This window comes from Bradyrhizobium sp. P5_C12, assembly GCF_054049735.1.
Genome location: NZ_JBFULU010000009.1, coordinates 114980 through 135482, shown reverse-complemented (window position 1 = coordinate 135482; position 20503 = coordinate 114980). Strand labels below are relative to the sequence as shown.

Below are 20503 nucleotides of genomic sequence, written 5' to 3'. Positions count from 1 at the left end.
CGAAACCCCAATGCGGGGCGGTTTAGCATTTTCCTGAGCTGAGGGAACAGTCCGCAGGCAAAAACCGGCACGCGAATTGTACCGGCAAAGAAATCGTAAACCGCAAGGCCCCACACTGCCCCGCGCCCGGACAGAGCCGGGCGGAACACGCCTCGAAAAGGGACACCATGGCAGCAATCGGCACAATCGCCGCGAGCGGGGGACGCAAGGTCCCGGCTGCCGCGCGTGTCGACTGGATCGACTACGCCAAGGGCATCTGCATCATCATGGTGGTGATGATGCATTCGGTGCTGGGGGTCGAGCTCGCCGCCGGCGAGACCGGTTTCATGCATGTCGCGGTGGCCTTCGCAAAACCGTTCCGGATGCCGGATTTCTTCCTGATTTCGGGCCTGTTCCTGCCCCTTGTGATCGACCGCGACTGGCGAACCTATCTCGACCGCAAGGTGGTGCATTTCGCCTATTTCTATGTCGTCTGGGTGACAATCCAGTTCGGCTTCAAGGCGCCCGCCTTCGCGGCGGAGACGAGCTGGCGCGACGCCGGCCTGCTGTATCTCGAATCCTTCATCGAGCCGTTCGGCACGCTCTGGTTCATTTACCTGCTGCCGATCTTCTTCGTCGTCACAAAACTGACACGGCCGATCCCGCCGCTCGCGATCTGGCTCGTCGCCGCGGCGCTGGAGACGGCGCACATCACAACCGGTTGGACCGCGATCGACGAGTTCTGCGCGCGCTTCGTCTATTTCTACTCGGGCTATCTGTTCGCGCCTTACGTGTTCGCGCTGTCGGATCGCGCGCGCAATCACCCCACACTTGCGCTCGCGGCCCTTGCAGCGTGGGCACTGATCAATGCAGGCGTCGTCGCGCTCGGCGCGAGCGAATGGAAGATCGTGTCGCTCGTGCTCGGCTTCGCCGGCGCCTGCGCCATCATCACAATGGGCACGCTGCTCGCGCGGGCCCATTGGCTGAATGTCCTGGGCTTCTGCGGCGAGCATTCGATCGTGATCTACCTCGCCTTCTTCCTGCCGATGGCGGCGACACGAACGCTGCTGCTGCGCACCGGCATCATTCCCGATATCGGCACGGTGTCGCTGATCGTCACCATTGTGGGGGTGGTCGGATCGCTCGCGATCTGGCAGGCCGCGCTGCGGCTCAATGCGCACTTCCTGTTCGAGCGGCCGGATGCGTTCTGGATCGCGCCGAAGAAGGCGGGCGCGGTGTTGCAGGCGGCGGAGTAATCCGTCGTCCCGGCGAAGGCCGGGACCCATACCGCGTGATTTATCGATGGATCGCAGGTCTTTGTACAGCGGCACGATCGCTTAACCACCAGTCTTCGCCAAACTACGCCCGGTGGTTATGGGTCCCGGCCTTCGCCGGGACGACGATGAGGTGTGGGAATCGCCCCAAAAAGCCACTGTCGAAGGCTGTCAAAGCCCGCAAAAATTCATACATTGCGGCCATGCCCAAAACCTCCCCGACGACCGCCGCCAAAGCCGACGCCAAATCCGCTGCTGACAAGCCTGCTGCCAAACCAGTCGCGGCGAAGGCGGCCGGCAAGGGCGACCACATCTTCCTGGTCGACGGTTCCGGCTACATCTTCCGCGCCTATCACGCGCTGCCGCCGCTGAACCGCAAGTCGGATGGGTTGCAGGTCAATGCGGTGCTCGGCTTCTGCAACATGCTGTGGAAGCTCTTGCGCGACATGCCCGCCGACAACCGGCCGACGCATCTGGCCATCGTCTTCGACAAGTCGGAGGTCACGTTCCGCAACAAGATCTACCCCGAGTACAAGGCGCACCGGCCGCCGGCGCCGGACGACCTGATCCCGCAATTTTCGCTGATCCGCGAAGCCGTGCGCGCCTTCGACCTGCCCTGCCTGGAACAGGGCGGCTTCGAGGCCGACGATCTGATCGCGACCTATGCGCGGCAGGCCAGCGACCGCGGCGCCCACACGACCATCGTGTCCTCCGACAAGGATCTGATGCAGCTCGTGAACGACAAGATCACGATGTACGACACCATGAAGGATCGCCGCATCGGCATCCCCGAGGTGATCGAGAAATTCGGCGTGCCGCCGGAGAAGGTGGTCGAGGTGCAGGCGCTGGCCGGTGATTCCACCGACAACGTGCCGGGCGTGCCGGGCATCGGCATCAAGACCGCGGCGCAGCTGATCGTCGAATATGGCGACCTCGAGCAATTGCTGTTCCGCGCCACCGAGATCAAGCAGCCGAAGCGGCGCGAGGCGCTGATCGAGAACGCCGAGAAGGCGCGGATCTCGCGCAAGCTGGTGCTGCTCGACGACAAGGTCGAGCTGGACGTGCCGCTCGACGACCTCGCCGTCCACGAGCCCGATGCGCGCAAGCTGATCGCCTTCCTGAAGGCGATGGAGTTTTCCACGCTGACCCGCCGCGTCGCCGACTATTCGCAGATCGATCCCGCCAATGTCGACGCCGACGTGGCCAACAGCAGCGAGGCACGCGGCAAAACCGGCGACGGCGCGGCCAGGGCGACATCGTCCGAGACGTCCGGCGATCTCTTTGCCGCTCCTGCAGTCACCGCCAAGGGCGGCGACAAGGGTGACAAGTCGGCCAGCCTCAAGGGCGCGCCGATCTCGCTCGCCGCCGCGCGTGAAGAGGCTTTGCGAAAGCTTCCGGTCGACCGCGGCAAGTACCAGGCGATCAAGACGCTCGCCGAGCTCAATGCCTTCATCGCACGCATCCATGACGCCGGCCAGGTCGCGATCGAGATCCGCGCCAACTCCATCGACCCGATGCAGGCCGATCTCTGCGGCATCGCGCTGGCGCTGGCGCCGAACGACGCCTGCTACGTGCCGCTGGCGCACAAGCAGTCCGGCGGCGGCGCCGGCCTGTTCGACGCCGGCCTCGCGCCCGATCAGGTCAAGCACGCCGAGGCCATCGATGCGCTGCGACCGGTGCTGGAATCGGCCGGCATCCTCAAGATCGGCTTCGACGTCAAGTTCACCGCCGTCATGCTGGCGCAGCACGGCATCACGCTGCGCAACACCGACGATGCCAAATTGATCTCCTATGTGCTCGACGCCGGGCGGGGTTCGAACGAACTTGACTCGCTCGCAGAGCGCTGGTTCGGGCACGCCGTGCTGAAGGAGAGCGAGCTGCTCGGCAGCGGCAAGGGCAAGATCACCTTCGACCAGGTGCCGATCGAGAAGGCCGCGCCGCTGTCGGCCGAAGGCGCCGACATGACCTTGCGGGTGTGGCGCGTGCTGAAGCCGCGGCTCGTCGCCGAGCACATGACCGCCGTGTACGAGACGCTGGAGCGGCCGCTGGTCGCGGTGCTCGCGCGCATGGAGCGGCGCGGCATCTCGATCGACCGCCAGGTGCTGTCGCGCCTGTCCGGCGACTTCGCCCAGACCGCCGCGCGCGTCGAGGCCGAGATCCAGGAGATCGCGGGCGAGCCGGTCAATGTCGGCAGCCCCAAGCAGATCGGCGACATTCTGTTCGGCAAGATGGGATTGTCGGGCGGCACCAAGACCAAGACCGGCGCGTGGTCGACCACCGCGCAGGTGCTGGACGACCTCGCCGAGCAGGGCCACGACTTCCCGAAGAAGATTCTGGAGTGGCGCCAGGTCTCCAAGCTGAAATCGACCTACACCGACGCGCTGCCGACCTACGTCAACCCGCAGACCCATCGCGTCCACACCACCTACGCGCTGGCCGCGACCACGACGGGCCGGCTGTCGTCGAACGAGCCGAATTTGCAGAACATTCCGGTGCGCACCGAGGACGGCCGCAAGATCCGTCGCGCGTTCATCGCGACACCGGGGCACAAGCTGGTTTCCGCCGACTATTCGCAGATCGAGCTCCGATTGCTCGCCGAAATCGCCGACATTCCGGTGCTGAAGCAGGCGTTCAAGGACGGGCTCGATATTCACGCGATGACGGCTTCGGAAATGTTCGGCGTGCCGATCGAGGGCATGCCGAGCGAGATCCGCCGCCGCGCCAAGGCGATCAATTTCGGCATCATCTACGGCATCTCGGCGTTTGGGCTGGCCAACCAGCTCGGCATCGCCCGCGAAGAGGCGTCCGCCTACATCAAGAAATATTTCGAGCGCTTCCCCGGCATCCGCGCCTACATGGACGAGACCCGTGATTTCTGCCGGAGCCACGGCTATGTCACGACCCTGTTCGGCCGCAAGTGCCACTATCCCGACATCAAGGCTTCGAACGCCTCGGTGCGCGCCTTCAACGAGCGCGCCGCCATCAACGCCCGGCTTCAGGGCACCGCGGCCGACATCATCCGCCGCGCCATGACGCGGGTGGAGGATGCGCTGGCCGAGAAAAAACTGTCGGCGCAGATGCTGCTTCAGGTGCACGACGAACTGATCTTCGAGGTGCCGGACGCCGAGGTCGCGGCAACGCTTCCCGTCGTTCAGCACGTGATGYAGGACGCCCCGTTCCCCGCCGTGCTCTTGTCAGTGCCGCTGCACGTTGACGCGCGCGCGGCGACGAACTGGGACGAGGCGCATTGACGCTGCCTCTTCACCTCTCCCCGCTTGCGGGGAGAGGTCGGATTGCGAAGCAATCCGGTGAGGGGGTACCGGTCCCTCGACGATCTCACGTGTGGAGAGAGGCCCCTCACCCCAACCCTCTCCCCGCAAGAGCGGGGCGAGGGAGCGCACCGCGTTCGCCGCACCATATCGAATTGTCCTCCGTGCAATTGCGCGATGGCACCGCGATCCCACGCATATTAGAACCGAGCGATCCCCGCACCGGTTCGCCCATGCCTCACACATCAGCCCTGCTCGGCTTTGCCCTCGTCTCCTTCGGCCTCGTGCTCACGCCCGGGCCGAACATGATCTACCTGATCTCGCGCTCGATCACGCAGGGACCGGCCGCCGGCATCGTCTCGCTCGGCGGCGTCGCGCTCGGCTTCGTGTTCTACATGCTGTGTGCCGCGTTCGGCATCACGGCGCTGCTGCTCGCCATTCCCTTTGCCTATGACGCGCTGCGTTTTGCCGGCGCGGGCTACCTGTTGTGGCTCGCCTGGCAGGCGGTGAAGCCGGGCGGCCGCTCGCCGTTCCAGGTGAAGCAGCTCGCGATCGACAGCCCGCGCAAATTGTTCGCGATGGGCTTCGTCACCAATCTGCTCAATCCGAAGATCGCGATGCTCTATCTCGCATTGCTGCCGCAGTTCATCGACCCCACCGCCGGCAGCGTGCTGGCGCAGTCGGTGGTGCTGGGCGCGATCCAGATCGCGATCAGCGTCAGCGTCAATGCCATGATCGCGCTCGCCGCAGGCTCGATCGCGCTGTTCCTGGCCAGCCGCCCGAGCTGGATGCTGGTGCAGCGCTGGCTGATGGGCACGGTGCTCGCCGGGCTTGCGGTCAGGATGGCGGTGGAAGCGCGGAAGGTGTGAGGCACACTGTCATGCCCCGGCTTGACCGGGGCATCCAGTACGCCGCGGCCTCTCGGCTCAATCACCGCCGCCTCTGGAATACTGGATCGCCCGCCCCAGTGCGCAACTGCGCACAAGGCGGGCGATGACACCGCCCAATCAATCCAGCTTCGCGTCCATGCCCCGCTTCACCGCCGGGCGCGCCATCAGGGCCTCGTACCAGCGCTTGACGTTGGGGAAATCGGCCAGCTCTACCTTGTGGCGAGGATGGCGCCAGGCCCAACCGAGAATGGCGAAATCGGCCACCGAGAGATCGCCGGCGACGAAGTCGCGGCCCTCTAACCGGCGGTCCAGCACGCCGTAGAGCCGGCGCGTCTCCGCCATGAAGCGCTTCAGGCCGTAGGCGCGGTCCTGCTCGTTCTCGAGCGCGATGAAATGGTGCACCTGGCCCGGCATGGGCCCGAAGCCGCCCATCTGCCACATCAGCCATTCGTAGACGGGGATGCGCCCGGCCAGCGATTTCGGCAGGAATTTGCCGGTCTTTTCGCCGAGATAGAGCAGGATCGCGCCGGATTCGAAGATGCTGACGGGCTTGCCGTCCGGGCCTTCGGGATCCAGGATCGCGGGGATCTTGTTGTTGGGGCTGAGCTTGAGGAACTCCGGCGCCATCTGCTCGCCCTTGGTGATGTTCACCGGGATCACCTTGTAGGGCAGCCCCATTTCCTCCAGCGCGACCGAGATCTTGCGGCCGTTCGGCGTGTTCCAGGTGTGCAGCTCGATGGTCATGCCTTGCTTCCTTGCCCGTTTTCTTGCCCAACAGATGTGCCGCCTCACCTACTCCAGAAGGTTGCACCCCTACAACCGGCGGACCGGGATGGCCGACCGTCGGGCGATCCCTGTTGACTGGACCCGTCCCCTCTGGAATGTCCCGGCCGTGGGGGATAAATTCCGCCTCCTCCAAAAACGCTCCGAGGGACCGCCGTGTCGAAATCAGCCTCCCGCGCCCGCCTGTTCGAAATCATCCGCCGGCGCTCCTTCGGCCGCGGCGACGTGACGCTCGCTTCAGGCCGCAAGAGCGATTTCTATTTCAACCTCAAGCCGACCATGCTCGACCCGGAGGGCGCGACGCTGCTCGCCGAACTCACCTATGAGACGCTGAAGGACGACAAGCTCGACTTCATCGGCGGGCTCGAGATGGGTGCGGTGCCGCTGGCCGGCGCGCTGGCGCAGATCTCCTGGATCAAGGGCCATCCGATCGCGGCGTTCTTCGTGCGCAAGAAGCCGAAGGAGCACGGCGCGAAGCTCGCGATCGAAGGCCTGCCCAAGGGCGAGACTCTCGAAGGCAAGCGCGTGGTGATCGTCGAGGACGTCACCACCACCGGCGGTTCGGCGATGAAGGCGGTGGAATCCGTGCGCGAGACCGGCGCCGATGTGGTGCTGGTGCTGACCATGGTCGACCGCGAGGAAGGCGCCACCGATACGTTCGGTGCGGCCGGCCTGCCATTCCGCTCGCTGTACAAGGCGTCGGAATTCTTGAAGGCGTGACGGCTCTTCTCCCTCTCCCCGTTCTTACGGGGAGCGGGTTGGGGTGAGGGGCCTCTATCCACACGTGAGATCGAGGAGGGACCTGTACCCCCTCACCCGGATCGCAAGAGCGATCCGACCTCTCCCCGCAAGCGGGGAGAGGGAAGCACCCCCCCTCAACCGCTCATTTACCATCACCCCTTATGGTGAATCAGAAGCTGAGACGCGTTGCTCTCGGCGGGTTGCGTTGCGTCGGGTGGAGTAAGCGTTGCGTACAATCATGTCCCATGCGCGCCGGCGGCGTCGCGCGATGCTTGTGGCCGCCATCTTCGCTAGCCCGCTGCTCGCGGCGCCGGCTCCCGTCTCCGCCGAAGGCCTGTTCGACTTCTTCTTCGGCGGAGCGCAGCAGCAACGCCCGCAGCGCGAGGTGCCGCAGGCGAGCTCCTACGCCGATCCCTTCACCGGCCAGCAGAATGCCGCGACCCCGCAATATGTCCCGCCGACGCGCGCGGCCGCGGCCGGCGGCTCGGGTCCGGCGTTCTGCGTGCGCAGCTGCGACGGGAAATATTTTCCGCTGATGCGCGGCCTCGCCTCGCCGGCGCAGATGTGTCAGGCGTTCTGTCCTGCCAGTGCCACAAAGATCTTTTTCGGCTCCAGCATCGACGGCGCCTATTCCCAGACCGGCGAACGCTACGCCGACAGCGAGAATGCGTTCGCCTATCGCAAGGCGCTGCGCGCCGACTGCACCTGCAACGGCCGCGAGCCGGCCGGGCTTGCCCCGGTCGATCTGGCGCTGGACTCCTCGCTGAAGGCCGGCGACGTGATCGCGACCACCGACGGCCTCGTCGCCTATACCGGCATCCGCCTCGGCAACGACCAGACCGCCGAGTTCACCCCGGTCGCCTCCTATCCCGGCCTCACCGCACAGGTCCGCGCCCGCCTCGGCGAAATGAAAGTGGCCCCGGTGCGCGCCGACACGGTGGCCGCGGATGCGCCGGCCGCGGAGATCGTGCGCGGGGCATTGCCTGACGTAACGGTGCCGAAGACACCGGCGAAGTCGGCGAAGCGGGCGGGGCTGGATTGATTTCGTCATTCCGGGGCGATGCGTCAGCATCGAACTACGGTGCGCAATTGCGCACCTGAGAATCTCGAGATTCCGGGTTCATCGCTGACGCGATGCCCCGGAATGACGCTCCGCGTCATCTGCCGATGATCACCCCGATCACGTTCGGCGCCGCCAGATATTTCTCCTCGATCGCCGCGCGCGCGGCGGCGCGGTTGTCCGCCGTCAGCAGGCCGCGCTTCTCAGCCAGGATCATCCAGCAGAAGCCCCACCAGTCGGTCAGCATGCCCTGATCGCCAACGAGGTCATAGCCCTGCTCGGCCGCGAAGATGCGCGCATGCGCTTCATCCAGCGTGTCGAGAAACAGGTGGTCCTCGGGCGCGAACAGATCGTCGCTGACGTCATCGATGGTGTAGCCCCAGATCGACTGGCACACCGCGTTGAACTCGCGGTCGAACTGGTCGTCGTCGACCGYATAGCTCCGCGCCGCCTGATGCAGCCGCGACAGCGACCGCGCGAAATCGGCGATCCGGGTGAGGGCAAACTGATCGAAGGCAATGGTGGACATGTAGTCCTCACGAACTCTGGCAGACCCTAGATATTGTGTCGGCAATGCGCCGAATCACAATGATATATCAAAGACTTGCTAAAGTGTTCTTAATTTGTTCCGATGCCATCGCAAACGTCGTCCCGGCGAAGGCCGGGACCCATAGCCACCGCCGTCAGACGTTTTCGGAAATGGGTGCCCAGCAATGAATGCACCAGCCGTGTACTACGTCTACATCCTCGCGAGCCGGCGATACGGCACACTGTACATTGGTGTCTGCAACGACCTCAGTAATCGATTGTCACTGCATCGTTCGGGACGCGGCTCAAAGTTCGTCAGCAAGTATGGCGTGACACGACTTGTGTACGTTGAGACGTATGCCTCACCATCCGAAGCGATCGCGCGCGAGAAGGCGTTGAAGGAGTGGCGTCGCGACTGGAAGATTCGCTTGATCGAGCAGGAAAATCCGGATTGGCGCGATCTGTCGCATCTTCTCTGACAGCGGTGGTTATGGGTCCCGGCCTTCGCCGGGACGACGATGCGGTGGGAGCTTTCGCCAGGACGACGATGTGGCGGCGGCAATCCGCATCACATCGGCATACCTCGCGACCCTCCCCTCAATTCGCCGCCGACATCAGCCTGTCCCCGCACGCGCTCGCATAAAACTTGCCGCCGCATTGGCGCTTGATGGCGGCGCAGCGGGTGGCGGGGGATGCGTTTTGCGGGACGGTGAAGCCGCAGCTGAGGCCGTCGGCGCTGCGGCCTGATTTGCCGGCGGCGAACGCGGCACTGGAGGCGGTGATGCAGACGACGAGCAGGGCAGCCGCGGCGATTTCGATCAGCAGTCTCATGGGGCGCTTCCTCCACACTGATGGCTGAATCTGTCCCTATTCTACCACCAAATCCGCGCTTCTCCGTACGCATCCGGGTTCCCAAACCGGCCCGTTCCTTGCATAATTTTACGCCAGCGCAGTGCACGCCGCGCCGGCGATGGTTTCGGTCCGGAAGCAAGACGCGTAGGGTTAGTGGTGTTCTCGCGACCAGGAAGTGACGGCCTTGCAAGATTCATCGTTCCAGCCAAATTTTCCCGCCCCCGACCAGCCCATCGACGAACTTGCGCTGGCTGAGATCAAGGGCGCGATCCTGGCGAAGCTGCGCCTTGCCATCGGCAAGGACGCAGGGATGGCGACCAAGCACGACTGGTACCAGGCCGCGGCGCTGACGTTGCGCGACCGCATCGTGCATCGCTGGCTCAGCGCCGAGAAGCGCAGCTACGATGCGGGGCGCAAGCGCGTCTACTATCTCTCGCTCGAATTCCTGATCGGCCGCCTGTTCACCGACGCGCTCAACAATATGGGGCTCCTGAAGATCTTCGAGGTTGCGCTCGGCGACCTCGGCGTCTCCCTGCCCGACTTGCGCAAATGCGAGCCGGATGCGGCGCTCGGCAATGGCGGTCTCGGCCGGCTTGCCGCCTGCTTCATGGAAAGCATGGCGACGCTGTCGATCCCCGCGATCGGCTACGGCATCCGCTACGATTACGGCCTGTTCCGCCAGATCATCAATCAGGGCTGGCAGCAGGAATATCCGGACGAATGGCTCGGCTTTGGCAATCCCTGGGAATTGCAGCGGCCGGAAGTGATCTACAACATTCATTTCGGCGGTGGCGTCGAGCATGTCGACGACAAGGGCCGCGACCGCGCGATCTGGCATCCGGGCGAGACCGTGCAGGCGATCGCCTATGATACGCCGATCGTCGGCTGGCGCGGCCAGCACGTCAATGCGCTCCGCCTGTGGTCGGCGCGCTCGCCCGATCCGTTGAAGCTCGACGCCTTCAACAAGGGCGACTATGTCAGCGCCAGCGCCGAGCAGTCGCGCGCGGAAGCGATCTGCAAATTCCTCTATCCGAACGACGAGAGCCCGGCGGGCCGCGAGCTGCGGCTGCGCCAGGAGTATTTCTTCGTCTCCGCGTCGCTTCAGGACCTGGTCAATCGTCACCTGACCTCCGACGGACAGCTTCGCAGCCTCGCGATGAAGGTCGCGGTGCAGCTCAACGACACCCATCCGAGCCTCGCCGTCACCGAGCTGATGCGGATCCTGGTCGACCTGCACAATTTCCGCTGGGACGAGGCCTGGAAGATCACGGTCGCGACGCTGTCCTACACCAACCACACGCTGTTGCCCGAGGCGCTGGAGACCTGGCCGGTCGAGCTGTTCGAACGGCTTTTGCCGCGGCATCTCGAGATCATCTACCGCATCAACGTCCAGCACCTCGCGCTGGCGGAGGCGCGCGCGCCCGGCGACATCGACTTCCGCGCCTCGGTTTCGCTGATCGACGAGAAGAGCGGCCGCCGCGTGCGCATGGGCCAGCTCGCCTTTGTCGGCTCGCACCGCATCAACGGCGTCTCGGCGATGCATTCGGACCTGATGCGCGAGACCGTATTCCATGATCTCAACCATCTCTATCCAGGCCGCATCACCAACAAGACCAACGGCATCACCTTCCGCCGCTGGCTGATGCTGGCGAACCCGAAGCTGACCGACCTGTTGCGCGAGGCCTGCGGCGACGCCGTGCTCGACGACCCGACACAGCTCCAATTGATGGAAGCGCGCGCCAGCGACGTCGAATTCCAGAAAAAGTTTCGCAGCGTCAAGCTTCACAACAAGACGGCGCTTGCGCGCCTGATCGGCGAGAGGCTCGGCATCAAGGTCGATCCGAACGCGCTGTTCGACGTCCAGATCAAGCGCATTCACGAATACAAGCGCCAGCTCCTCAACGTTATCGAGACGGTGGCGCTGTACCAGGCGATCAAGGACGATCCCAACGGCAACTGGGTGCCGCGGGTGAAGATCTTCGCCGGCAAGGCGGCGGCGAGCTATCGCTACGCCAAGCTGATCATCAAGCTGATCAACGACGTCGCCGAGGTCGTCAACAACGATCCCGCGATCGGCGGCAAGCTCAAGGTCGTGTTCCTGCCCGACTACAATGTCAGCCTTGCCGAGGTGATCATTCCCGCGGCCGACCTGTCCGAGCAGATCTCGACCGCCGGCATGGAAGCCTCCGGCACCGGCAACATGAAGCTGTCGCTGAACGGCGCCCTCACCATCGGCACGCTCGACGGCGCCAACATCGAGATCCGCGACCATGTCGGCGCGGAGAATATCGCGATCTTCGGCATGGAAGCCGGCGACGTGATGATCCGGCGCAAGCAGGGGCTGGATGCCTCCGACGTGGTCCGCAGATCGCCGAAGCTCCAGCGCGCCATCAATGCGATCGGCACCGGCGAATTCTCGCCCGGCGATCCCGGACGGTTCGAGTCGATCGCGCATGCGCTGCGCTATCTCGACCATTACATGGTCAGCGCCGATTTCGATTCCTATTACGAGGCGCAGCGCAGCGTCGACGCGCGCTGGCAGGTGGCGCCGGCCTGGACGCGCGCCTCGATCCTCAACGTCGCGCGCATGGCGTGGTTCTCCTCCGACCGCACCATCCGCGAATATGCCGAGGAAATCTGGAACGTGCCGGTGCATCCGACCACGCCCGCTTTCCAGGAGGCAGAGGACCTGCGCGACGCGGCGAGCTGATTTTCCACGCGGCGGAATCCCACGTTACCTGCCAGGTTATTGATTTGGCAGGATAACCATCATATTACGGCTTGAGCCTTCTCAAGCCGGAGTCGATCGTGCCCGTTGGCGAATATGTCAGCCCGGATGGCCAGCTTCGATTGCTTGTCATCTGTCCCGGCGGCGACTGGACATTGGGCTTTGACGGATTCCCGTGGCACACGCACGGCAGCATCCTTGCCAGTCTGTCCGGGAAGGACGAGGAGACCGCGATCGACGACTTCATCGCCGATTTGACTAGCGGCAAGAGCATCATTGCAATGAAGCGCATAGGAGGCTCGGTGGCGGATGTCTGGGTCACGAACGATCCGGCGGACGATCTATCGAGTTCGCAAAAATATGGCCCCGGTGATGAGACGATTGAGTTTCGTCTTTGGGATGGAAGCACAGTAAAGGTCTAATTCCATGCACGCCAAGCTCCCGCACCCTTTCGACGACGCCACCCGCGTCACCGCCGGCGATAGCAGCTGGCAGGGGCATACCAGCGACGACTATTGGGCCTTTGTCGGCCCGTTCGGCGGCGCCACCGCCGCGACCATTTTGCGCGCGCTGATCGACCATCCGCAAGCCGCCGGCGATCCGCTGGCCATCACCGTCAATTACTGCGCGCCGATCGCGAAGGGACCGTTCGATCTCGACGTGCGGCTGGTGAAAGCCAACCGCTCCAGCCAGCACTGGAGCGTCGAACTGTCACAGGGCGGCGGCGAGGTCGCAACGCTTGCCACCGCCGTGTTCGCCGAGCGGCGGCCGTCCTGGGAGCACAGGGTGGCGAAGTGTCCCGACGCCACGGCGTTCGAAGCGACGCTGCCTTTCCCAAAAATCTCGGCGTCCTGGGCCAACCAGTATGAATTCCGCTTCGTCGAGGGCGAGATGCGGATCGGCCCGCCGCAGGCCGAGCTTGCCAGCACCTATTCGAAGATCTGGATCGGCGACCACACGCCGCGCAAGCTCGACATGTTGTCGCTGATGTCGATGTCGGACGCCTTCTTCGGCCGCATCTTCCACGCCAGGCGCGAGCTGGTGCCGTTCGGCACGGTGTCGCTGACGACCTATTTCCACACCGACAGCGAGGAGCTCGCCGCCGAGGACATCACGCGTGTCCTCGCGACCGTGGATTCGAAGGTGATGCACAAGAGCTACGCCGACCAGAATGCCGAGCTGTGGTCGCCGAACGGGAGGCTGCTCGCGACGACCACGCAGATCGCTTATTTCAAGGCGTGAGGGGCCTCAGGACAGGCCCAGGAGATAGCTGACGGCGTCGCGTGCGGCGGTGCGGTCCCCTGCGTCGAGCGTGTTGTCGCCCGGCTCCCGCGGATAGGGCCGGCGGCGCCCCAGCAGCCGGTCGAGGCGCGCCGGCGCGGTCAAACGGTTGATCCAATCCCGCGCAAGGCTCCCGGTCTGCGCGGCCCTGTGCCCCCTGGTCGCCAGCCAGGCTGCGACCGGCCTTTCCATGATCTCGCCGCTGGTGGTGACCAGGCGGGAGCCGAGCGCCGGAAAGGTGTCGGCCTCGGCGATCAGCAGGCGTTGCACGCCGATCGCACCGTCCCAGCAGGTCAATTCGATCAGGGTCTCCGCAAAGCGCAGCAGTTTTGCCTGTCCCGCATCGAGGGGCAGCGGTGCCAGGCGATCGCCCAGCCGTGCCAGCGTGCCCTCGATGACCGCTTCCAGCAGCTGCTCCTTGGAGGTGAAATTGTTGTAGATCGTCCGCTTGGTCACGCCGGCGCGCTCGGCGACCTGATCCATCGAGGTCGCGCGGTAGCCGAGGGTGAGGAACGTCGCTTTCGCGGCGTCGATGATCTGGTCGGTTTTGTTGGCAACAGGCATCGCCGCTCGGTCGCATCAGGAGAGGGCCCACGCATAGCGGGCGCGACAGGCCTTGACCATAGGCTGAGATTATACTATACGGTATAGTATAATCCGGAGTGAGAAAAATGACGCGTATCATCGTCGCCGGCGCAAACGGCAAGGTCGGGCGGTTGCTGGTGCCACGGCTGACGGCAACAGGCCACGAGGTCATCGCCCTGGTGCGCAGCGACCCGGTTCCGGAGGCCACCAGCTGCATCACCGATTGGATGCATGCACCGCTGCCGGACGCCGACGCCAATGACGTGGTCGTCAACCTGACCGGAGACGTCAATCCACCGGGAGGCGACTACGACGGCGCCAATACAAGGACGGCTGCGCGGCTGCGCCGGCACTATGACGGCCGTGCCGCGCACGCGGTCTTCATCGGCTTTCCGGGCGCCAGCACGATCTCGCCGAACCGCTATCTGCGAACCAAGGGGGAAGCCGAAGCCCTGACGCTCGAGACGGCGCGCATCGCGACCATCCTGCGGACGGTCTACATCTGCGGCACGCCCGATCTCCCGCAGGAGAGCGATGTCCGCCAACAGACGCCGCGGGGACGCGCGGCCCGCTCCTTCGGCGACGGCCGGGCGCGCTATCGTCCCCTGCTGATCGACGACGTGGTACAGGCGGCCCTGAGCTGTATCGAGCGGCGATTGCCGGGCGCATTCGCGCTCGAAGGCAAGGAAGTCCTGTCGCTCGACCAGATCATCCGCCTGCTCAACCGCGATCCCGCAAAGCCGATCCGGCACGTTCCGGGAAAACTGGCGAGGGCGATCGGGCCGATGATCGGCATCAACAAGGACTTCGTCGACATCTTCCTCGCCGATCAGCTTTGCACCGACCCGAACATCTTCGACGCGTGCGGGATCATCCCCGGATCGGTGCAGCAGGCGTGGCGCTAGAGCAAGGCTTAGCTTTTGCCGTCTGACGAGGAGCCGTCCCCGCGAATGCGGTGGCAGATGGACTCCCCAGATCTCACCCCAACGTCGTCCCGGCGAAGGCCGGGACCCATAACCCCAGGGAGGAGTTTGGCGGAGACTCGCGGTCCGGGACTGCTGCCTACATTCATAGACAGATCACGCGGTTTGGGTCCCGGCCTTCGCCGGGACGACACTGAGCGTGTGGTTCACGCTAGTGCCCCCAAACAAAAAAAGAGCGGCCTCGCGGCCGCCCTTCTGCATTTCGAGTGGAGACGAAGCTACTCCGCCGCGAGCTTCACGTCCGGCGCGGCTGCACGCACTTCGGCGTCGACCTGGGCTTCGAACTTGGCAAAGTTCTTCTGGAACATGCCGACCAGCGCGCGCGCGGTCTTGTCGAACTCGTCCTTGTCCTTCCAGGTGTTGACCGGGTTGAGGATCTCAGCCGGCACGCCCGGCAGCGCGGTCGGGACCGCGAAGCCGAAATACTTGTCGGTGCGGAATTCGACGTTGCGCAAGGAGCCATCGAGCGCGGCGGTGAGCAGCGCGCGCGTCACCTTGATCGGCATGCGCGAACCGACACCATACTTGCCGCCAGTCCAGCCGGTGTTGACCAGCCAGCAATCGACATTGTGCTGGGCGATCAGGTCGCGCAGCATGTTGCCGTAGACGGATGGATCGAGCGGCAGGAACGGCGAGCCGAAGCAGGTCGAGAATTCCGGCTGCGGCTCGTTGCCGAGACCGCGTTCGGTGCCCGCGACCTTGGCGGTGTAGCCGGAGAGGAAGTGATACATCGCCTGCGCCGGCGACAGCTTTGCGATCGGCGGCAGCACGCCGAAGGCGTCGGCGGCGAGCATCACCACGTTCTTCGGCTGCGGCGCGCGGCCGGTGCGCGAGGCATTCGGGATGAAGTCGAGCGGATAGGCCGAGCGCGTGTTCTCGGTCTTGGAGCCGTCATCGAAATCAACGATGCGGGTGTCCTCGTCGAGCACGCAGTTCTCGAGCACCGCGCCGAAGCGCGTCGAGGCGGCATAGATCTGGGGCTCGGCTTCCTGCGACAGCTTGATGCACTTGGCGTAGCAGCCGCCTTCGAAGTTGAACACGCCGTTCGGGCCCCAGCCGTGCTCGTCGTCGCCGATCAGGGTGCGGTTGGGATCGGCGGACAGCGTGGTCTTGCCGGTGCCGGACAGGCCGAAGAAGATCGCGGCATCGCCCTTGGCGCCGACATTGGCGGAGCAGTGCATCGGCATCACGCCGCGCTCGGGCAGGTAATAGTTCAGCGTGGTGAAGACAGACTTCTTCATCTCGCCGGCGTAGTAGGAGCCGCCGATCAGCACGATCTTGCGGGCGAAATCGATCGCGACCACGTTCTCCGACTTGCAGCCATGGCGCTTCGGATCCGCGCGGAAGCTCGGCATGTCGATGATGGTGAGCTCCGGCGTGAAGCTCGACAGCTCGACCGCCTCGGGGCGGATCAGCAGCGTGCGGATGAACAGCGAATGCCAGGCGAGCTCGGTGAAGACGCGGGTCTTGATCCGGTAGGCCGGATCGGCGCCGCCGTAGAGATCCTGCGCGAACAGGCTCTTGCCTTCGGCGTGCTTGAGGAAGTCCTGATAGAGCGTCTCGAACTGCTCCGCGGTGATCGACTGGTTGCCGGCCCACCACATCTTCTTGTCGGTGGTGGCGTCACGCACCGTGAACTTGTCCTTCGGACTGCGGCCGGTGAACTCGCCGGTGTCGGCGCAGAGCGCGCCATCCGCGGAGAGCACCGCCTCGCCCGCGGAGAGCGAATATTGATAAAGCTGCGGTGCGCCGAGGTTCCAGTGAACCTGTTTGAGATTCTTTAAGCCGAATTTGTCGGCACCGAAGGCACCGTTGCGCACGCCCGTCTCTTGCACGAAAAAATCCTCCTAGAACCCGCGACACTCAGCGCGATCATGCTTTGGCGCCGTCGCGGTCACCGTGAATAATAGGCCATCCGGCCTCGGCTGGACGACCTAATAATGATGAACGCTGGCGTTGCCAAGCTGATCCCGTAGGATTTGGTTTATTCAAGGACCGCGCCAAAGGTCGCGCATGTCTGCCCTGAGCAGGTGCATCAAAAAATCGCGGATGATCGCGCAACCAAATGCGCGATTCGGCGTTATACGGGGTTATTGCGACGCACAATCCCTGCAGCGGTCTATCGGACCGCTCCTTCGCCGATGAGCGCGAACGGTGCCCAGATAGCGGGATAGGCATTGCGCGGTGAAGATGCGTCATCGAGATAGGCCAGCATCGCGCGCCGCAACGCTTCAGCGCGACCCATTCCTGGTTCGTTTTTGAGCAGATCGAAAGTCGACGTGGTCAAGCGGGTGGCAGCTTCGGAATCGACTGCCCAATGCGAGACCAGAAGAGCGCGCGCGCCGGCGTAGAAGAACGAACGCGCCAATCCCGACAGCGCCTCGGCGCCGGGCCTGTCGCCGGCAATCGTATTGCAGGCCGACAGCACCACCCAATCCGCATTGAGCTTGAGCTGTGCGACTTCGCTCGCGGTCAGCAGACCGTCATCGAGCTCGGAGGGCTGGTCGGGAATCGAGAGCGCAAGCGAGGGCTCGCCCACGCCCTTGACGTCGCCGGCCACGAGACCGTGGGTTGCAAAGTAGATGATGCTGTATTGAGCAAGCGCTGCACGCTTCAGCGTCGTCTCGCTCGCATCGCGGCCGAGATGGATGTCGGCCTCGGCTGCGCCGACGTCCTTCGCCACCGCGCTCAGCTCGTCCGCGGTGTCGGGCAGTTGCGGCAACGCCTGCGCAAGCCGCGTGCGATCGACGCCGGCGCCGCGCCAGAAGTCGGTATAGGCGATGGTCGCAATGCTGCGCGCGGCGACCTTGCCGCCTGCTGCGCGCCGGTCCGCGGGGCCCGCCTCGGCAGGATTGAACACGGGATCGCCGAAGCCCGTCATCGGCTTGACGCCCTGATCCCTGCGCACAAAGGCACGCAGCGATTTCAGGCTCACCACCGACGGCAACACCGACACCGCCTGCCGTCGCAACAGCCAGGCGGCGCTGCGATAGCCTTCGAGCTTGTCCGGGATCGCAGCTTGCGGCTTCTCCGTGACAAGCAAATGAAACGGCAACGCGGTCAGCGCACCCGAGGGCACCACCAGCAGGCTGCGCTTGTCCTTTGTCAGCGTCTCGACAGGGCCGAGCAGCGCGACATAGAGCTCGTTGGCGAGCGCAAGATCGAACAGCCCCGATTTGCCCGAGGCATCGCGCGCCTTGCCGACGTCGAGCCCTCTGCGGAACGCGGACACTCTTTGCGCCAGCGCGTCCGCACCAAGGGGAATCTCCTTCCAGTCGACGCCTTCGCGCGTGATCGCGACGACATAGCTTTGCTTGTCGACGACGGAGTAGAGCACCATCGCCTCGTCGGCCGACAGCAGCGCCTGGATGTCCTTCACCGCGAGCGGCAGCGGGTTGGAGAGCGAGGCATAGTCGGGAAACTCGACGGCGAGCGTCTTCTGCAATCCACCGCGCTCGCTCGCGATCGCCGCGATCCGCGCGCGGCTGCGTTGCTCGGCCGCGACGTCGCGTTGCCCCGATTGCCTTGACACGGCGGCGATGATCGCCTTGTCGAGCGCCTCGGTCTCGGCTGCCAGATCCTGGTCCCGGCGCACGAGCTCGGCGAGCCGGTCGCTGCCGGCGGCGAGCCGCACCGCGAGCTTGTTCACGGCGGATGCGGCGGAGGATTGCGTGCCGCGCTGGATCGCGGCGAGCGCCTCGTCGAGCGCCTTGTCGTCGGGCAGCAGATGTTGCTGACGCGCGGCGAACAGGACCGGCAGCACGACGCGCAACTGCGCGCGGTTGGTGGCGAGCGTCTTTTCCGCGAGCGGCAGCGCATCCGCGTTCCGCCCGGACGCATACAGGAAATAGGCGAGATTGCTGGTCGAGGTCGCGACATCAGGATGATCCGGCCCGAGCGCCCGTTCGCGGATGACAAGCGCGCGGCGATAGAGCGGCTCGGCGTCGGCATAGCGCTGCTGGTGCTCATAGAGGCCGGCGAGATTGTTCAGGGAGCGGGCGACGTCGGGGTGATCCGGCCCCAGCACCTTCTCGCGGATCGCGAGCGAGCGCTTGATCGGTGCTTCGGCATCCGCATCGCGGTTGAGGTCGCGATAGACCTGGCCGAGATTGTTCAGGAGGGTTGCGACCGCCGGATGCTCGGGCCCGCCGGCCTTCTGGTAGATCGCGAGCGCGCGCTGAAACAGCGGCTCGGCATCCGCATGACGCTGCTGCTTCACATAGAACGTGGCGAGATTGTTGAGGGACTGACCGACATCGGGATGCTCGCGTGACAGCGCCCTTTCGCGAAGGGCGAGCGCCCGCTTGAACAACGGCTCGGCATCAGTGAAGCGGCCCTGCCGCTGATCGAGCGCCGCGAGATTGTTCAGCAGGGGCGCGACCTCGACGCTGTCGAGACCGGTCCCCTTCTCCATCAGCGCAATGGCACGCTTGTAGAGCGGCTCGGCCTGGTCGTCGTGACCCTGGTCCGCATAGATCTGGGCGAGATTGTTGAGCGCGGCCGCGAGATCGCGATTGTTGCTGGTCTTCTCCAGGCTCGCCACCATGGCCTGCGCCAGCGGCAGCGCCTCCGAATATTTGCCGGCACCTCTGAGCGCGTTGATCCGTGCGCTCTGCGTCGAAAGATCGCCCTTCTGGGCAAGCCCGGGCGTGGCCAGCGTCGCGGTGATCGCAAGCGCCAAACCGGTGACCCATGCCAAACGACGACGCGCCATGAACCCTCTCGCTGTGACCGCAGGTGATTACGGTGTTGGGTCGCAGCGATGCGCAGCAGCGTTCAATTTGTAGCTACCCCGTCTTTTCCCGCGCTTCGCCGGCCAGGCGGACCAGCATCTTGCGCAGCGCAGTGCCGTTCGTCACCCGCTCCGGGAATTCGAGGCGCAGCGTGGTTTGCCCGTCCTGCATGTCGAGGCCCTCGGGGTCGCAACCGGTGCAGCGCCAGTCGCCCTCGGCCGCACCGAGGAGCCTTGTTGCATAGAGGCCCATGGCGTCGCGGTGGTCGCTGTTCATGTGCTCGACCGCGCCCTCCTCGGCCGCCAGCAGGTCCTCGGCTCCGGCAAGGTCCGTGAGGAACTGCTCGGGCTTGAGATCGACGATCCGGCCAAAGCCGGCGACCAGATGGGTTGTCGTCGGACGAACCCGGAAAAAGGAAAAATCCTGAAAGGAAACAAAGGCTTCTGCGGACGGATGGGCATTCAGATACCGTCGCTGGAGCAGATCCTTCTCGGCGTCGGCCTGCTCTGCGTGGCCTAACAGCATGATCCGGGCGCCCTCCAGGGGATCGCCGGCGGCCCGCTCATCCAGCATCAGGGAGACTCTGGCGTCGGCGAGGATGTTCCTGGTGTGAACGGCCAGGCGCGAGATCAGCAGGATCGGCGAGCCGTCGGGATGGCTCGCCAGATTGACCAGGGAACAATAGGGATCGCCGCTGCCGGCCATCAATGTTGCGAGCGCCCCCTGCCGCGAGCGCCTGAGCAGCGATTTGGCGAGCTTTCCGGGGTCGAAATCGGGGGTCGGTTGCATCGGCTTTCTCGGGTCAGGTGGTTGCAAG

Annotated in this window: 17 protein-coding genes; 10 read left to right on the top strand and 7 right to left on the bottom strand. The window is 64.8% G+C overall.

From position 1 onward, the window contains the following. The first annotated feature begins 167 nt into the window (after positions 1-167). The 3 genes from ACXJMY_RS11405 (at position 168) to ACXJMY_RS11395 (ending at position 5391) form a co-directional block, all read left to right on the top strand. Complete coding sequence (locus tag ACXJMY_RS11405; protein WP_456619423.1) at positions 168-1235, top strand: acyltransferase family protein; 1068 nt, start codon at positions 168-170, stop codon at positions 1233-1235. Positions 1236-1456: 221 nt separating this feature from the next. Further along, the gene (gene polA, locus ACXJMY_RS11400; protein WP_456619422.1) at positions 1457-4504 is read left to right on the top strand and encodes a DNA polymerase I; all 3048 of its coding nucleotides are present in this window, start codon (positions 1457-1459) and stop codon (positions 4502-4504) included. A gap of 251 nt (positions 4505-4755) precedes the next feature. Next, the gene (locus ACXJMY_RS11395) at positions 4756-5391 is read left to right on the top strand and encodes a LysE family translocator (protein ID WP_456619421.1); all 636 of its coding nucleotides are present in this window, start codon (positions 4756-4758) and stop codon (positions 5389-5391) included. Between the two features lie 138 nt (positions 5392-5529). Here the strand turns inward: ACXJMY_RS11395 and ACXJMY_RS11390 are convergent, their stop codons facing one another. After that, positions 5530-6156 carry a glutathione S-transferase family protein gene (locus tag ACXJMY_RS11390; RefSeq protein ID WP_456619420.1) on the bottom strand — a complete coding sequence of 209 codons (627 nt, stop codon included), beginning with the start codon at positions 6154-6156 and terminating at the stop codon, positions 5530-5532. Between the two features lie 195 nt (positions 6157-6351). On the opposite strand from ACXJMY_RS11390, the gene pyrE reads away from it, so the two are divergent. Together pyrE and ACXJMY_RS11380 are read left to right on the top strand one after the other, a co-directional pair. Then, on the top strand, positions 6352-6915 hold the full coding sequence (gene pyrE / locus ACXJMY_RS11385; RefSeq protein WP_456619419.1) for an orotate phosphoribosyltransferase: 564 nt from the start codon (positions 6352-6354) through the stop codon (positions 6913-6915). 289 nt (positions 6916-7204) lie between these two features. Further along, positions 7205-7978, top strand: coding sequence for a DUF2865 domain-containing protein (locus tag ACXJMY_RS11380; protein WP_456619418.1), 774 nt, complete (start codon positions 7205-7207; stop codon positions 7976-7978). A 115-nt stretch (positions 7979-8093) separates the two neighbouring features. Here the strand turns inward: ACXJMY_RS11380 and ACXJMY_RS11375 are convergent, their stop codons facing one another. Continuing rightward, positions 8094-8525 (bottom strand): hypothetical protein, encoded by a 432-nt coding sequence (locus ACXJMY_RS11375; RefSeq protein WP_456619417.1) that lies wholly within the window; start codon positions 8523-8525, stop codon positions 8094-8096. 184 nt (positions 8526-8709) lie between these two features. Between ACXJMY_RS11375 and ACXJMY_RS11370 the strand changes: the two genes are divergently transcribed. Then, entirely contained in the window at positions 8710-9003 is a 294-nt protein-coding gene (locus tag ACXJMY_RS11370; RefSeq protein WP_456619416.1) for a GIY-YIG nuclease family protein, read from the top strand. Positions 9004-9121: 118 nt separating this feature from the next. On the opposite strand, the gene ACXJMY_RS11365 is transcribed toward ACXJMY_RS11370, so the two are convergent. After that, on the bottom strand, positions 9122-9355 hold the full coding sequence (locus tag ACXJMY_RS11365) for a hypothetical protein (protein ID WP_456619415.1): 234 nt from the start codon (positions 9353-9355) through the stop codon (positions 9122-9124). A 205-nt stretch (positions 9356-9560) separates the two neighbouring features. On the opposite strand from ACXJMY_RS11365, the gene ACXJMY_RS11360 reads away from it, so the two are divergent. The 3 genes from ACXJMY_RS11360 to ACXJMY_RS11350 all read left to right on the top strand — a co-directional run bounded on the left by ACXJMY_RS11360 (position 9561) and on the right by ACXJMY_RS11350 (position 13346). Further along, the gene (locus ACXJMY_RS11360; RefSeq protein WP_456619414.1) at positions 9561-12086 is read left to right on the top strand and encodes a glycogen/starch/alpha-glucan phosphorylase; all 2526 of its coding nucleotides are present in this window, start codon (positions 9561-9563) and stop codon (positions 12084-12086) included. A gap of 71 nt (positions 12087-12157) precedes the next feature. Next, a complete protein-coding gene (locus ACXJMY_RS11355) occupies positions 12158-12526 on the top strand; it encodes a hypothetical protein (RefSeq protein WP_456619413.1) in 369 nt (122 codons plus the stop codon). Positions 12527-12530: 4 nt separating this feature from the next. Continuing rightward, on the top strand, positions 12531-13346 hold the full coding sequence (locus ACXJMY_RS11350) for an acyl-CoA thioesterase (RefSeq protein WP_456619412.1): 816 nt from the start codon (positions 12531-12533) through the stop codon (positions 13344-13346). A 6-nt stretch (positions 13347-13352) separates the two neighbouring features. Here ACXJMY_RS11350 and ACXJMY_RS11345 read toward each other — a convergent pair whose 3' ends face one another. Beyond that, positions 13353-13949, bottom strand: coding sequence for a TetR/AcrR family transcriptional regulator (locus ACXJMY_RS11345; protein WP_456619411.1), 597 nt, complete (start codon positions 13947-13949; stop codon positions 13353-13355). Between the two features lie 107 nt (positions 13950-14056). Here ACXJMY_RS11345 and ACXJMY_RS11340 point away from each other — a divergent pair, with 107 nt between their 5' ends. After that, entirely contained in the window at positions 14057-14875 is an 819-nt protein-coding gene (locus tag ACXJMY_RS11340; protein ID WP_456619410.1) for a hypothetical protein, read from the top strand. Between the two features lie 296 nt (positions 14876-15171). Here the strand turns inward: ACXJMY_RS11340 and ACXJMY_RS11335 are convergent, their stop codons facing one another. From ACXJMY_RS11335 to ACXJMY_RS11325, 3 genes are all read right to left on the bottom strand, one after another. Next, complete coding sequence (locus tag ACXJMY_RS11335; RefSeq protein WP_456619409.1) at positions 15172-16788, bottom strand: phosphoenolpyruvate carboxykinase; 1617 nt, start codon at positions 16786-16788, stop codon at positions 15172-15174. 284 nt (positions 16789-17072) lie between these two features. Continuing rightward, the gene (locus tag ACXJMY_RS11330) at positions 17073-19667 is read right to left on the bottom strand and encodes a CHAT domain-containing tetratricopeptide repeat protein (protein WP_456619408.1); all 2595 of its coding nucleotides are present in this window, start codon (positions 19665-19667) and stop codon (positions 17073-17075) included. 73 nt (positions 19668-19740) lie between these two features. Continuing rightward, complete coding sequence (locus tag ACXJMY_RS11325) at positions 19741-20475, bottom strand: HugZ family pyridoxamine 5'-phosphate oxidase (protein ID WP_456619407.1); 735 nt, start codon at positions 20473-20475, stop codon at positions 19741-19743. Between the last annotated feature and the right edge of the window lie 28 nt (positions 20476-20503).